This window comes from Lewinella sp. LCG006 (assembly GCF_040784935.1).
Classification (GTDB): Bacteria; Bacteroidota; Bacteroidia; order Chitinophagales; family Saprospiraceae; genus Lewinella.
In genome coordinates this window covers 3535832-3550215 of record NZ_CP160680.1, presented here as the reverse complement: position 1 = coordinate 3550215, position 14384 = coordinate 3535832, and the positions used below count along the sequence as shown (strand labels likewise).

The 14384-nt window shown below is 46.5% G+C and carries 10 protein-coding genes; 3 read left to right on the top strand and 7 right to left on the bottom strand.

Going from position 1 to position 14384, the window contains the following annotated elements:
• Positions 1 to 222: 222 nt before the first annotated feature.
• Complete coding sequence (locus AB0L18_RS12665) at positions 223 to 3285, top strand: M1 family metallopeptidase (RefSeq protein WP_367392961.1); 3063 nt, start codon at positions 223 to 225, stop codon at positions 3283 to 3285.
• Between the two features lie 39 nt (positions 3286 to 3324).
• Here AB0L18_RS12665 and AB0L18_RS12660 read toward each other — a convergent pair whose 3' ends face one another.
• From AB0L18_RS12660 to AB0L18_RS12635, 6 genes are all read right to left on the bottom strand, one after another.
• Positions 3325 to 4050: a T9SS type A sorting domain-containing protein gene (locus AB0L18_RS12660; protein WP_367392960.1), complete on the bottom strand. Its 726-nt coding sequence runs from the start codon at positions 4048 to 4050 to the stop codon at positions 3325 to 3327.
• On the bottom strand, positions 4017 to 5516 hold the full coding sequence (locus AB0L18_RS12655) for a hypothetical protein (protein ID WP_367392959.1): 1500 nt from the start codon (positions 5514 to 5516) through the stop codon (positions 4017 to 4019). The genes AB0L18_RS12660 and AB0L18_RS12655 overlap by 34 nt, the downstream gene beginning before the upstream one ends.
• Positions 5517 to 5844: 328 nt before the next feature.
• Positions 5845 to 7161 carry an amidohydrolase family protein gene (locus AB0L18_RS12650; RefSeq protein ID WP_367392958.1) on the bottom strand — a complete coding sequence of 439 codons (1317 nt, stop codon included), beginning with the start codon at positions 7159 to 7161 and terminating at the stop codon, positions 5845 to 5847.
• 6 nt (positions 7162 to 7167) lie between these two features.
• Positions 7168 to 7755: an alpha-ketoglutarate-dependent dioxygenase AlkB gene (locus AB0L18_RS12645; protein WP_367392957.1), complete on the bottom strand. Its 588-nt coding sequence runs from the start codon at positions 7753 to 7755 to the stop codon at positions 7168 to 7170.
• A gap of 107 nt (positions 7756 to 7862) precedes the next feature.
• Positions 7863 to 8873, bottom strand: a complete 1011-nt coding sequence (locus tag AB0L18_RS12640) for an SRPBCC family protein (RefSeq protein WP_367392956.1) — start codon at positions 8871 to 8873, stop codon at positions 7863 to 7865.
• Between the two features lie 119 nt (positions 8874 to 8992).
• Complete coding sequence (locus tag AB0L18_RS12635) at positions 8993 to 12106, bottom strand: adenylate/guanylate cyclase domain-containing protein (RefSeq protein WP_367392955.1); 3114 nt, start codon at positions 12104 to 12106, stop codon at positions 8993 to 8995.
• A gap of 87 nt (positions 12107 to 12193) precedes the next feature.
• On the opposite strand from AB0L18_RS12635, the gene AB0L18_RS12630 reads away from it, so the two are divergent.
• Together AB0L18_RS12630 and AB0L18_RS12625 are read left to right on the top strand one after the other, a co-directional pair.
• A complete protein-coding gene (locus AB0L18_RS12630; RefSeq protein ID WP_367392954.1) occupies positions 12194 to 12736 on the top strand; it encodes a hypothetical protein in 543 nt (180 codons plus the stop codon).
• A gap of 229 nt (positions 12737 to 12965) precedes the next feature.
• Positions 12966 to 13568: a Uma2 family endonuclease gene (locus AB0L18_RS12625; RefSeq protein WP_367392953.1), complete on the top strand. Its 603-nt coding sequence runs from the start codon at positions 12966 to 12968 to the stop codon at positions 13566 to 13568.
• Here the strand turns inward: AB0L18_RS12625 and AB0L18_RS12620 are convergent.
• Positions 13565 to 14314: an energy transducer TonB gene (locus AB0L18_RS12620; protein WP_367392952.1), complete on the bottom strand. Its 750-nt coding sequence runs from the start codon at positions 14312 to 14314 to the stop codon at positions 13565 to 13567. The genes AB0L18_RS12625 and AB0L18_RS12620 overlap by 4 nt on opposite strands.
• Positions 14315 to 14384: the final 70 nt, after the last annotated feature.

The following is a 14384-nucleotide window of genomic DNA, read 5'->3' as shown; positions in this document are numbered from 1 at the left end:
ACGACCTCGCCCTGAAAAATCCATGCAAAGAAAAGGCTTTGACTGTTAATAACAAAATATTTAGGCGTTTAGGATACAAGTGTTTAACGTTTAGTGTAATGACCTCTTGTTTAAACCTTTTATATTAGTGCTCTAAATTTGGTCGAATGATCAAGAATACCTAGTACCATGGCATTCAACTACCAGCTTCTAAACTGAAGTATCTTAAAACTACTCACCTCTATGAGCTTACCCGTATTCGTCAAGCCTACTAACTTGCAATATCTGAGCATTTGCTTCCTGCTCGCAGCTACCCTGCCGCTTATTGGGCAAGGTGATTACTTCCAGCAAGAAGTAAATTTCTCCATTCAGATAGAATTGGACGATCAACTTCATCAACTCCGAGGGCAATGGAGCATGGATTACCACAATAATTCTCCGGATACCCTTACTTATATCTACCTCCACCTTTGGCCCAACGCCTACCAAAATCGCAGCACCGCCTTTGCGCAACAAGAACTGGCCAGTGGTTCCGTCGATTTCTATTTTGCGCCGGACGAAGACCTGGGGTTTATTGACAGTCTGAATTTTTCCAGTAAAAACAAACCACTCACGGTCGTCCCCACAGAGTTGGGACCAGATGTTGTTAAGCTCATTCTCAACGAACCACTGCCCCCCAGGCAAGCGCTAAGCATCGAGTCACCATTCAGGCTACAATTCCCGGCATCTTTTTCCCGGCTTGGGCACGTAGGACAGTCTTATCAAGTTACCCAATGGTACCCCAAACCCGCCGTTTATGACCAGGATGGCTGGCACCCGATGGCCTATCTCGACTACGGGGAATATTACAGCGAATTTGGCTCCTACGATGTTTCCCTTACCCTGCCCGCTAACTATCTTGTTGGTGCAACCGGAGAACTCCAAACGAAATCGGAACAGGCATGGTTGCTGGATCGCGCGCAAGCAACGGCACTAAAAAGTTGGTCGGACTACGATCCGTCAGTATATGTGTCTCCCGATTTTCCGGCAAGTGCACCCGAGCAAAAAACACTTCAGTACGAAGCACACCAGGTACATGATTTTGCCTGGTTTGCCGACAAGCGCTTTCATGTTTTACACGACAGTGTTACCATTAGTGGTAAGGAACAGCCTGTACAAGTATGGTCCTTTTTTACGGATGAGCAAGCTCATTTATGGCAAAATTCTTTGGAATACCTCAAGCGTTCAACCGCCTTTTACAGCGAACATATTGGCCCTTATCCTTACCCGCAAGTGACGGCCGTGCAGAGCGCACTGAGTGCCGGCGGCGGAATGGAATACCCCATGATTACCGTGATCGGGCTGGCCAGCGATGGCCGCGCACTTGACAATGTGATTACCCATGAGGTAGGCCACAACTGGTTTTACGGCATCCTCGCCAGCAACGAACGCGCACATTCCTGGATGGACGAGGGATTCAACTCCTATTATGATCATCGCTATGAACATCAATATTATGGGCCTTCCACTTTGCTTCCCAAAGCAATGGGCGGCAACAGCCCCACTGATCTTGATGAAATCGGCTACCGCTATTACGCCTGCCAGCGGCTTACCCAAGCTCCTGATACGCCAGCAGAACAATTGAAATTTTACAATTACTGGGTGGGCGCTTATGGTACACCAGCCAAAGCACTCCGTCAACTGGAAGGCTACTGGGGTAAAGAACGATTTGACCAGGCCATGAAAACCTACTACCAGGAATGGCAGTTCAAACATCCTCGCCCGCAAGATGTCCAATCGGCACTTGAGCGTGCAGGAAAAGATGACCTTAGTTGGTTGTTCCAGGGATTCATGCAATCGGTAGCGCTAGAAGATTATGCACTAGAAAAAATAACGCAAGGAAGCCAACCTTCTGTAAAACTAAGCAACAAAGGCACCATCGCCGGCCCATTCGCCTTACAAACCATTGATAGCAATGGAGATACGACCTTAAGCTGGCATCCGGGTTTTATTGGCGATTCGCAGATAGATTTAGCCAATAAAACTTACCAGCAGATACTTATTGACCCCGCTCACCACAGCCTGGAAGCCTACCGGGAAAACAACGGTTGGCAAAGAGGATGGGGTAAATTTGCACCACCACAGCTTCGTTTATTCACAGGTTTAAAGAGCGACACCAGGTCTACCCTGTTTGCCTTCCCCTTATTTGGATACAACGAAGATGATGGCTTCCTGCCGGGGCTTGTGTTTCATAACCGCGGTATTGTGCCTCAAACGATTGAATGGGTAGCCGCCCCTTTTTACGGTAGCAAAAGTAAGTCTATCGTAGGGATGTTGGGTTTACAGGTAAGAATAAAACCATCCGTAAACAGCAGCATTAGGGAAATAAAGCTCCAGAGCAACCTTCGCCGTTTTGATTTTGCAACTTACGAAGCCGCCGCACTACCGCTCTCCTTTCAACGGGGTGCTGCTGGTGTGTCTTTCGTTTTCCACGAACGCCCCACCAGTAAATGGGTACCCAGTATTACTACTCGAAGCCTGTTCATCCGTACCGAACAACTCAATTTCAGTATAGAGGGTGATTTTTTGGGTACGCAGAACCGACACCAGGACATTTATGAGCTAGGCTTCCATCTTGATCGCGACTGGGTATTGAGTCCTGCTCACTTTCGCCTGGCTTTTGAGCACGCCAACTACACCGATGATTTTAGTCGGGAACAACTGCACAACAAACTGATCTTAGAGGGCAAGGGCAAGCTATTGTACCAAGCCCACAAAGCGTTCCACTGGCGCTTGTTTGCGGGATTCTTTCTGAGCAATTCGTTACAAACGACCACTTACACACCAGCGCAAGCTTTCAGTCTTTTTGATCGTGGCACCGATGACTATCGATTCGACAATGCCTACCTGGGGCGCACGGCCACCGACGGCATTGCCACCCAGCAACTTGGCCTACGCGCTGGTGGTTTTCGTGCCCCCGTGCCCACAGCCTTTCAAGTGGGGCGTAGCAATAAAAGGATGATCAGCTTAAATACTTCGGTAGATCTACCCTTCACCCCCGATTGGCTACCATTGCGTCCTTACCTGGATGCGGGCAGCTACGTAGCCCCGACCTTCAACGGTGATGAAAACAAATTCCTTTGGACGGGCGGGCTTGCCCTCGAATGGCTGGATGGTCACATGGGTGTTTACGCTCCCCTCTTCGGTTCCCCGGAAATTATCAATCCCTTGAAGGAAAAAGGAGGTATCGTAGAACGCATTGCCTTTCGACTCCTCCTCACAGAATTGGGACCCTGGAAATGGGCGGATGGGTTGAGGAATTGGTAACTCCTCCCCCCAGGCCCTGCGTTGTTTTCTTGCGCCCATTTAAAATATCACCAATTTCCTAACGACCACTTTATCCCCTACGGTCAAGTACAAAAAGTAGACTCCCGGGGTCTCCAGCCTCAATTGATTGTCCCGCAGCATGCCATTTTGTCTGAGTCTACCTTGCGAATCATACACTACGTAGGGGACCGGTCTGGCGGGTAAGCCACGTAAGTGAATCTCTCCCCGACTGGGATTGGGAAACACCTCTACCGGCGGATCAAAAGTCAAATCCTCGGTACTGGAAATCAGCCAGGTAGAATCGCAGGGATAGTCCACGAAGTTGTGCGTTAGCCCGTTGGCCTCGAAGCAGCGAAGCTTGGTGGTGTACCAGGGGAGGTCGCACAGTCCGTAACCTAGTTCCAGACGAAAACTCTTGTCGTTGCCGATACCAGTGTAGACTTTGGTGATGAGATCGTGATCAAACGAGCCGTTGTTCGCCACGCGCAGGTTTTGGATCGGAAAAGCATAGCCGTTGATGTTGCGTAACGTCAGGGAGTCGACGTAGACCTGGGCAACGTCCGGGCCCGGAGCGCAGGGGCCGTGCCAAGGGGCTTCGTAGTTGACGGTAAAATCGAGTAAATCCGACTCAGTAGTGGGCGACTCGTAGACAAAGCGCAACTCGAAGCGGTCCGCTATTGCGTTATAGTGGTAAACACTGTCCGCTCGTACGTGTACGTAGGTGAGTTGCCCTATGTTAGCGGCTCCCTCGATTTTTTCGACCACGAAAGCGGTGGTATCGTGGAGAACAGTAGTATCCCGATTTCGTACACGGCGGGCTCCACGTGGTAGCCGTTGTCGACCTCCTCGTACGTCCACCGGGCACCGATGTGCAGGCTCAGGTCGGGCGGGCCGATGCTGTCCAGCAGCACGCGCTCCTTGCATTCCTCGCCAGCAACGCAGCCGTCCGCGTCCACAGATAGTAGCCACAGATGACTGGCCGCCGCCCCTTCAGGGATGGCCTGGACCTGCCGATCGTCGTACCATACGTGGCCCGCCGCGACGATCTCACCGGTGGCAGTTTCGGCTACTTTGTTCAGAAACGAAGGCCGGTAGCGCCCCAGCGAGTCCGTAGGCTGCGCGTAGCTGGGGTGTTGGTACACGCGCACCCAGCGCTTTTCGCCTTGGGGGCTGATTCGGGCGATGTAGCCGTGGTAGGTTTGATTGGTCGAAAATACCCCTTCGCCGCTGAGTTCCCAGGTAGTACCGCAGACCAACAGATCACCGTTGGCCGCCTGGTTAATGTCTCGAACCTGATACTGACGCCGTAGAGCAAATCGGTTGACGGGTAGCCGGTGAATCCACAATATGCTGTCCATGGAGGCGTCGAGTTGGTTGATCACACCCCGTGATTCCGGTAATATTTCCCCCAGGAAGGATTCAGTACCAAAATAATAACGGCCCTGTTCGTCTACGTGTAATCCCCGAAACTCGTCAACTCGATATTCCGTTATGAAATATTCTTGAAGTACGTTGCCCATGGTATCGAGCAAAAGCAAGTCGATACCCGGATCACTGTTGTCGCCTACGCCGTTGTTGCGCTTTCTCAGAACGGCCAGATCGCCTTCCGGGGTGAACTGCAAGTCGTACATTCGGTTGGTGGTATGCGAGGTAGGAACTTCTTGTTCCCAAATCAAATCGTACGTAAGGCGATCCAGTTTCGTGATCGTGATCACGCTCTGTGTACCGCTTGGCAGTACGGTATAGCCGTAAAGATAGATGGCATCTTCATTTATGACGAGCCCTTCGTTAGTATGCAAGCCGGGAATATCGTTGGCGATGGTAGTTTGTTCCAATAAGTTAAGATCTTCGTCGAAGACGTACAGCAAAGTAGGACGATTCTGACCGACGTAGTGCGGGTGCCCGGTCAGGTAATACTTATCTTCAAATTTCAGGAAGCGGTTATTTCCTTCTGGGAAAAGGGTGTCGAAATCAATTGTTTGTAAGATTTCTCCAGAGTACGAAAATTGATGGAGAGTAGTGCAACTGATATAAGCATTATCTTCTACCAAACAACTTCGTTTCGCGTTAACTGTAATATTGTCATCACTTATCACTAAACCGTAAGAGATATCGCGTAGACTATATCCCGAAGTATAGAGCTTGCTAAAAGTCGATTGAGCGGATAAAATATAAGCAACACTAATAAGCGTTGTTAATAAAGCGTAGCGTAGGGTATTTTTTGCTTTCATGGTTTCAAGTTATAGAGCATCCTCAGGGAGAGGAGAGTGAATAAGCGCGTTATCAATAAGTGTAATTTAAAGTTATTTTTTTCCAGGAAAAAATTAAAAACTAAAGGATGGTGTAATGAAGAAGACCAAAATGATGTATTTAATGCCATAGGTGCTGTTCAAAGTGCACAACAGTTTAATAGATCACACTAAATCCCCGCGATCCCGACTTTTAGTCGGGAGAGTACCTCCGCGAATTCCGAATTATCGGCAGAATGAGCCCTCCCAACGAGCAAAGCGAGTACCCGCCGTGAATTCCGAGACTTCGGAACGAACACAAACACGAGCGTCAGCGAGTATCTCCGCGATCCCGATTTATCGAAAGAACACCTCTCCCCCGCCGAAACACCTGATCAATCTTTGCTATTGCATCAATACCCTCTAGTGGGTTTTCTCGCAGGAGTACCAAATCAGCATACTTCCCTATCGCGACAGTACCCGATTTATCCTGTATCCCCATAAAAATGGCGGGATGGATGGTTGCAGTCGCCAGTACTTCCGCATTGCTTAGGCCGGCCTCGTGGAGGAGCTGTAACTCTTGCTGTAAGCCAACGCCGGGATAGACATAGGGCATCCCCGCAAAATCTGTCCCCGCCAGGATACGTACGCCTTGTTGGTGGAGAAAACCTACCAGTGCTTTTTGTTGCTCGAAAAGACTTGCTTGCCTTTCCCAGTCCTCTTCTGAATTTTTACTCATACGGCGGGCACGACTACTCGCCCATTCTTGTTGTAAGAAAGGGTGGATAAAGGGCTCGTAAGTGGACTGAACCAGCGCGCTATCCCTCCTATTGGCTTTGACAAAATAGACCAAGAGCGTCGGGCACAACCAAGTGCCTTGTTCTTTCATAAGTGCGGCAATCCGGGTAATTCGAGCAGTATCAGCTTGCCAAATTTCTTCTAAACGGTTGAGGTGTTCGATGCTTTTTTGGCCTAATTGGATGGAGCGCTCGGGTTCGATGTATTCGGACAGGTGACCGGCAAACGACAGCTGGTGTTCCTGAGCATAAGCGGCTATTTCTTCCACAATGGGTTCCTGAATTAAGGAGTAAGTCTTAAAGAAATCGGAACCTGCTTCAACTAAGCTGTCCAATAAAAATTCGACCTGACCAGAGGAGTCATCAATCGGAATAGTAAAATCGTACATCACGGGTGGGTTGCCATCTAATATAGGACCAGCTCCAAAAAGCGCTGGACCGCTGGTTGGATTCCCCGCCACTTTTTGCTTCATCGCTCGTTGAATCGCCAAGTCTCCCCCCATGTCACGTACGCCAGTAATCCCGTGCGCTAATAAAACATCAAACAGCAGAGAATCATTCCCAGCATCCCAGGCCAAATGAAAATGCATGTCCCACATACCGGGCATCAGGTATTTACCGCGGCCATTTATCGTCGTAATTTGAGCATTAGCTGGTACTCGCCATTCTTTTCCTATAAAATGGATGAGTGAATCCTTGAGAACAACTGTTTGTGACGTCAACAACTTCCCTTGGACTACATCTATAACATTCACCTCCTCTATAACCTGATAATGTGAACCATCTTCTGGTTTTAGAAAAGAACAACTGTAGAACAGCGCCAGACTTAAGCATACTATTTTCCCAGCCATTACCTTCTATTTGAAAGCTCTCATGGTGATAGAAATTCGTTTTCCATTGTATTTTTTAAAAGCTGGAACCTCGTGTGTCCAGCTAAGATTTGTCTCCCAAGGGATAATTATCGCCTCACCATTTCGAACTGTAAAGTCTTTGAATCCTTTCATTCCATGTGGCCGCATCCTGAAAATGCGCTCTTGTCCAAATGATATAGTTACAATAGGACTACCGGTCATCAGGTCTCGCGTATCATCACGGTGTGCACCAATATAATGATTTTGCTGGCCATCGTACCAGTTCAGTAGCAACCCGTTCAAGCGGGAGTCAATATGTTCGCAAGCCCACTCGAGGTATTTCTTCAAATCCTGATCAATAGCAAGGGCGTTATTTTGAGATCCGGTATATCGGTAATTCTTACCATAAGCCTGTTGCCAACGTGGCGTAAGTACCTCTTTACCATGCATCATCAACCGATGGTAGGATGGTGGATGCCTTTCCCAAAGTTGCAAAAAGGCTTCATATGATAAATTGAATTGAGGAACGGTGTTGGAAACATAGACTTTGGCCTTTTTGTCTAAAAGAATCGGCTCAAACAATTCATGGTTCATAAGTCGATAAACTTAAATGAAAAAAAGCACGAAAATACTCCCCCCTATTTACTGGCAGGTGAGCACCTTCGCGCCTTACTCAAATAAACATACTATTCGAATTCAACCTAGTCTTCCAACAAATACACAATCTGCGTCATCCACTTATTAGGATCTGTTTCCGTATCGGGGCCTGGATCGCCCATATATCTTTCAATCGCGGGTGCTTTAAACTTAAGGCTATTGGCTACCATATAAGCCTCAAGAGCTTCGTGTGCAGCACCGGTCCCTGCATAAGGACCAACATAATTGATCTGTAAGGCCCGGCCAGCAGGAATTTCTATGGCCGTGAGCCCATCTATCGTTGCCCCTTTAGTTGCAGGAATACCAATGGCCAGGTCAGAGGTTTGTTTTTCTTGATCCCAGGTATAGAACAAGCCGGATGGTGTTCCGGTCATTTCTATATTGTTCTGAGAGAATGCCATCCCTATAGCAGGCATTGTTTCTTGAAAATGTTGCTCCACATCTTTCATCGAAATGGTCGCTCGCTTCACTAGATAATAGGTTGCCGGAAAATCAACCTCCATAATAGTAAGGTCTGGCCCAGCCGGTAAAATGCTTTCTACCTCTTCTTTCAAAAAGGCCAAACCCTCTTCGTAATCTTTATTAATCATACCTGCAAAATCCTGAAAAAGGAGCATCGCATTGAATGGAAAAGGAAATTTGGAATCAAAAGTCCAGGTGACTTCGGTGCCTTTATCTACTGACTTGAAGTACCAATTGGAATTGGTGTTTCCTTGGCCATCAAACTCAATCAACGTGTGCAAACTATCGGGGCCCCAGGCATCCGTAATGGTGAGCTGACCAGCACCACTGTTTTCACTGGTCCAAGTATAATAGGCACCAGCACCAGCTTTGGTTTCGCTATACTCCGTTTTGATGGTAGCATCGCGGCGCTGCCAGGGCGACCAACGTTCCCAAGTAGGCAATTCGCTGACTACCTGATAAACGGTGGCCGGGTCAGCATTGATGGTGGTTGTACTACTGGTTACAATTTGATTAGGGGCAATCAAACCCAATACAATAATGATGGCTAATAGCCCTAAAACGACTAAGCCTAAGGTTTTAAGAATTTTCATAATAGGTGATTTTAAATAGAAAAATAGGCATCAATACGAGTTATTTACCCGTAACCGACAGCAAGTTACAATATTTAAATATTATTTGTTTATTTTTTTAATAAAAAAAACTAAAAATATCATCTTGTATATTCCTCTACCAAAAACATCTTCAGTTCTGTATTATTTTCAGAATAACGCCCGTAGAGTTTACAACGAAAATCCTCTTTCACTAGATCGTACGTTGTTTCAGAAAGATTCACCTCACCTACTACACCATTGGTTTCCATACGCGAAGCGATATTTACGGTATCGCCCCAAATATCATAAGCAAACTTCTTGATCCCTACGATCCCTGCTACCAGTGGGCCCGTGTGAATACCGATACGAGCTTCAAAAAAATGTCGATTGTGCAGTTTTCGCTCTACTGCGATTGCTTTCATAAACTCTTGAATTTCCAGCGCAGCCATGACTACTCTACGGGCTTGATCTTCTGCTTTCTGACTGATTCCGCCCACCATTAAATAGGCATCACCAATGGTTTTTATCTTTTCTAAACCGTGCCGCTCCGTAATTTCATCAAAGGCTCGAAAACACAGGTCTATCTCAGCCACGAGCTGTTCGGGTTCCAGTTGTTCAGAAATAGCTGTAAATCCTTTAAAATCACTAAACATAACGGTCACTCGCTCGTGTCGCTTGGCTTTAGCGAAGCCATTTTCTTTGAGTTCTTGCGCCAATTCTGCGGGTAAAATATTGAGCAATAGTTCTTCACTTTTTTCTTTTTCCGCCTCCAACTCCTGGGTTCGGTTAGCAACCTCAGCCTCCAGTTCTTCACGCCTCTTCTGCAAAGCATAAACCCGATACTGCGTTAGTCCACCCGCAAGAACAATGCTCAACAATATGATCAATGGCCAAAACCAAAATCGCTGGTAGAGGGCAGGTTGGATACGAATGGGCACGGTTATTTCCTGCGTCCCCCAGGCCTCTCGTCCACTACGGGCACGCACGTGTAGGGTATAGCTACCTGGTTTGAGGTCAGAAAACCGCACCATGGGCACGTTGCTGGGACTCGACCATTCTTCATCATAGCCTTCCAGATAGTACTGGAAAGTGTTTTCCGCAGGGTTGCGATAATCCATCAGCGCAAATTCAGCGGTAAACATACGATCACGATGGGTAAGGGTAAATGGTGCAATGCCACTCTGCTGTTGCCGAATAAAAGTGCGCAAACTATCTCCCTGTCCGTCCAGGTAACTAAAGCTGGTGAGTACCAGTGCCAGGGAACGACGCGCGTCTTTCTGTGCACGGTAGCGTTCGTCAGGCAAAAAAGTATTGACCCCGTTGAGGCCCCCAAAATAAAACCGCCCATTTTTAGCTTTAAAAAAGGACATCCGGTTGAACTCATTGGCCGAAAGGCCATCCGCAACCGAAAAATTAAAAATCCTGCCGTTGGTGATATTAATTCTACTCAAGCCGTTGTCTGTGCTCACCCACAAACAACTATCACCTTCCGGCAAAACGCCATTGATAAAATCATTGGGTAGGCCTTGCTCCTGGGTATAAGCTTCTAAATTATTGCTATTCAAATCCAGCTTTACCAAGCCAAGGGCTGTACCCAACCACAACACTCCTCTCTCCAAGGAAAGAACGACATTGATTTGTTGATGTGGCAAAACTACCGGACTTTCTTTTGCCGTAGAATAATGAACACCCGGAAGATCATCTCCAATATCCCAGCCATAAAGCCCATTATCCAGCGTAGCTATCCAGATGCGTTTACTTTCAGTGCCCTGGAATAAATAAGAGATGGTTCCTTTGATTGATAAACTGTCATTGGTAAAGACAGGCTTGGCAACTCCTTTTATATCGTCATAACGATAAAGCTGCTGATCGTAACCAATCCAGACATCTCCTTCCTGATCAACTAATACAGCCCCACGATCTTCACGTATTCCGGCAAAAAGCGTATCGATCTGCATCGTAGCAAGGTCTATTCGGATGCCGTTCCCGGTGAAGAGCGCCCCTTTCGCGTAAGCAATACCAAAAGGGTAATTAAAATAATCCTGCCTTGGGAAAAGTGGCCGCAACAACTGGGTCTCAGCGTTCAGCACATGAAGCGAATTATAGTAGGAAAAGTAAACATTACCTTTCTCATCCTCGGTCATGCCGCGAATACTACAGTAAACATTGCTACAATATTCACTCCCTCCACTGAGATAGTGATCAAACAGACGATCCGATTGGGTTATTTTTAAGGCACCAAAATCTGTCGCCAACCAGATTGCTCCGGAATAGTCCTGATACACCTGCCGGTAGGTACAGGTGTTTTTTAATTCTTGTCGAATAGATTGGTCGTAATCTACCCAACTTTTTTGCCAATGATCATAGTACCATAAGGTTCCAAAACCTCCTACCCATACATCTTGATCATCTTCTACTAACAGAGCAGCTAACTGCGCATTCGCACGTACAAAAGGAAGCGTTCCCCAACGAACAGCCGCTTTAGCCTCATCGGTTTGAACATAGATACGCCCGTCTTCTAAAAGTATCCAGAGCTCATTTTGATTAGTAAACAATGCGGCTACCGGGCTGGCTGCTAGGGTATCTGTCCCCACTTCCAGCGTGCGTAACACATTGCCGTTGGTGGCAATGATTTCAACTTTATTATCTTCACTACTGGCCATTACTAGATGACCACGCCAGGAAGTGAGCGGCTTTTGGGTCCCCGACCCGGGCAATTTACGGAGCAGTTGGAGTTGTCCATTTTGCTGTTTTGCCAACCAGTTTTGCCCGTCCTTCTCATCGTAGACGGTACACCAAAGTTGTTTGTTGACAAAACATAAATTATGTGGAGCCCACGACTCCCGCCGCACCAATGCCCCAGGCTTGATTTGTCGGGCAGTGGCTTTACGTTCTTCTGGTACGAAAGTAGTCAGGAAGTCAGGACTTGCTAATACAAATTGCTGATCTGGCGACAAGACAATATCGGCCACCATCTCTACGGGCAGCTTACCCTGTACTGAGCCAGGATTATAAGTACGGAAAGCGTAACCATCAAAACTATTGAGGCCATTGATCGTCGCCAACCAGATCATGCCTGTGGTGTCCTGAGTAATCTTAAATACGTTGCGATGACTAAGGCCATCAGAAAATTCATAGACCTCAAGGTCCGTATCCAGACCCTGCCCAACCAGCATTGCTGGCGTAGCGATACCACACAACAATACTCCTAAAATAAATGCGTACCTTCTCATCAGCACCAAGGTAAGTCTTTTGACAATTATCTTTGATACTTGCTAATTAGCGGATTAGGATTATTTTTGCGGAAAATGTATCAAATTATGAATTCAGTATACCGTTTTTCTCGTTTTGCCCTGATCTTACTGGGCTTTCTAGCAATTGCTACGGCCTGTAAAAATGACAGTTCGTCTGCGAGTAGCAACAATGCTGACAAACCACTGGGCCATCTTTTGGACCGTTATCTCAAGGCTTACCCAGATGAGTTGACGGCCATCTCTCAGGATCCTAAAGATTCTTTGATCAGAACCGCCATGGAAGCTTACAATGCTGGCAAATACGAAGAAGCTATTGCGCTTTTCCCAAATAGTGCCCGATCTCTGGAACAAGCGGGTTACATCCAATTGTACCAAGGAATTTCGCAGATAATGGCGAATAAGAACTACGATGCTTTTACGACCTTCCAGCGTATTCAAGCTTCTATGGGCAAACCTTTTGAAATCAGCAACTGGTACCTGGTCATGAATTACGTAGGCTTTAACAACGTTTACGAAGCAAGACAAAAATTGGAGAAGATTGTAGCCGAAGGCAAATACCCGACGGAAGAAGCCAAAGCCCTACTAAAGGACCTGCCCAAGCAGCAGTAAGCGCTTGATTGCAGTAGCGAATTGTCGTATATTACAGCACTTATGCCTTTGGCAGAAATGTCAAAGGAACAGCACGAAAATAAAAAGCGATTTTGGTTTTCAAATAGTTAAGCCAAGCGGTTCACTTTAAGCGGCTTAACTATTTGAAAACCTTTTAGAAAATCGCAGTTTATTTTCTGCGCAATACAAAGGCATAAGTTATCTGCTCACTTATTATCTACACTCAATCATGGCTGAAAAAAAACTCGAGACATTCACCATTCAGGAGTACCTGGAAATGGAGGAAAATTCGGTAGAAAAAAGCGAATACGATCATGGACAGATCGTAGGAATGAGTGGTGGAAGTATTGATCATGCTATAATTGGTAGTAACATCAATGCTTCTCTAAACACAGCTGTTCAAAAGAAAAAACTAGCTTGTATAACATTAAATAGTGAGGCTAGAGTTTATATAGATGCAGCAAACTCTTTCGTCTACCCCGACGGAATGATTGTTTGTGGCGAAGTAGAAATTTCGGAAGAAGATCCTCACGCGGTCACTAATCCTATTTTGATTGTTGAGGTGCTCTCAAAATCTACGGAGCGCTATGACCGTGGCGACAAGTTTCATAAATATTGCTCGCTTCCTTCCTTTCAGGAATATGTGCTTATCGATTCCAAAAAACCCGTGGTAGATGTGCTTTACCGAGAAGGGCAAGCCTCATGGAAAATGGTGACCACCATTGGTCTGGATAAAGAAATCTATCTACATACCCTTGACACCGTTATTCCGATGGAGGCTATTTACCGAAACACTTTACAATTAGGTCCACCAGTTTTCGGGAGGGATTAGGAGCGATCCCGGCGGATATTCAAAAGGTTCACCATACAATTTTCCATGTTTCCTACCGTCAAGGCAAATTCCTGCTTAACTTTGGTTCCATCCGCATGAGTGGCCGGCTCCCAACAAGGCATTTTTTTGATGGCTGAAAGTAACAAAGCATTAATGTTTTCATCCTTCGCACGCTCAAATAATTGAGCATCGGTAACCTCTCCTTCTTCTGTAATTGTAAATTTCACTGCTACCAAATCATACCCCTTGAAGCTGCCAGCGGGAATAGTAACAATGGCATTTTCCTTTAAGTACTGCATGAGCTGCTGTTGTCCTCCAACAAAGTGGGCATCCACTTCAGGGTCTACCGTAAACGAAAATTCAAGGGTTTTTACATCATTGTGCGCCAGGGTATTTTGTGGAAGGTAATTTACCTTAACAGAAATATCCGTCCCAGCGTCTGCTGTATTCAGTATAGCTTTCTGTGCCGGGGTGAGTAAATCACTCTTGCTCATCACTGAGTGTAACTGTCCTTGCTGGCTAGCCGATAGCTCTACCGAAATGTATTCCTTTACCCACGATGGTTTGTATCGGTGGTTGAGGTCGCTCAAAGTAGTAGCTGCCTTGAGTTGCTCGCTGGTCACAGAAAGATATGGGTAAACCTTATTGACTTCGTAGCTTAAGTCGGTGCGCTCTGCTGTCTGAGCGAAACTAAGTGTGGGAAAAATCCACACCGTTAGGAGGAGTATGATCCAAGTATTTTTCATACTGCTAAATTAATACAAACTTGATAAGGTAAATAAGTTGTGTTGCTGTTTAACAGCTTTGTAACAACTC

Bases quoted from the DNA above. Each gene is read 5' to 3' on its own strand.
- AB0L18_RS12665 (WP_367392961.1), top strand. From the start codon at position 223: ATGAGCTTACCCGTATTCGTCAAGCCTACTAACTTGCAATATCTGAGC.
- AB0L18_RS12655 (WP_367392959.1), bottom strand. From the start codon at position 5,516: ATGAAAGCAAAAAATACCCTACGCTACGCTTTATTAACAACGCTTATT.
- AB0L18_RS12650 (WP_367392958.1), bottom strand. From the start codon at position 7,161: ATGGCTGGGAAAATAGTATGCTTAAGTCTGGCGCTGTTCTACAGTTGT.
- AB0L18_RS12645 (WP_367392957.1), bottom strand. From the start codon at position 7,755: ATGAACCATGAATTGTTTGAGCCGATTCTTTTAGACAAAAAGGCCAAA.
- AB0L18_RS12640 (WP_367392956.1), bottom strand. From the start codon at position 8,873: ATGAAAATTCTTAAAACCTTAGGCTTAGTCGTTTTAGGGCTATTAGCC.
- AB0L18_RS12635 (WP_367392955.1), bottom strand. From the start codon at position 12,106: ATGAGAAGGTACGCATTTATTTTAGGAGTATTGTTGTGTGGTATCGCT.
- AB0L18_RS12630 (WP_367392954.1), top strand. From the start codon at position 12,194: ATGAATTCAGTATACCGTTTTTCTCGTTTTGCCCTGATCTTACTGGGC.
- AB0L18_RS12625 (WP_367392953.1), top strand. From the start codon at position 12,966: ATGGCTGAAAAAAAACTCGAGACATTCACCATTCAGGAGTACCTGGAA.
- AB0L18_RS12620 (WP_367392952.1), bottom strand. From the start codon at position 14,314: ATGAAAAATACTTGGATCATACTCCTCCTAACGGTGTGGATTTTTCCC.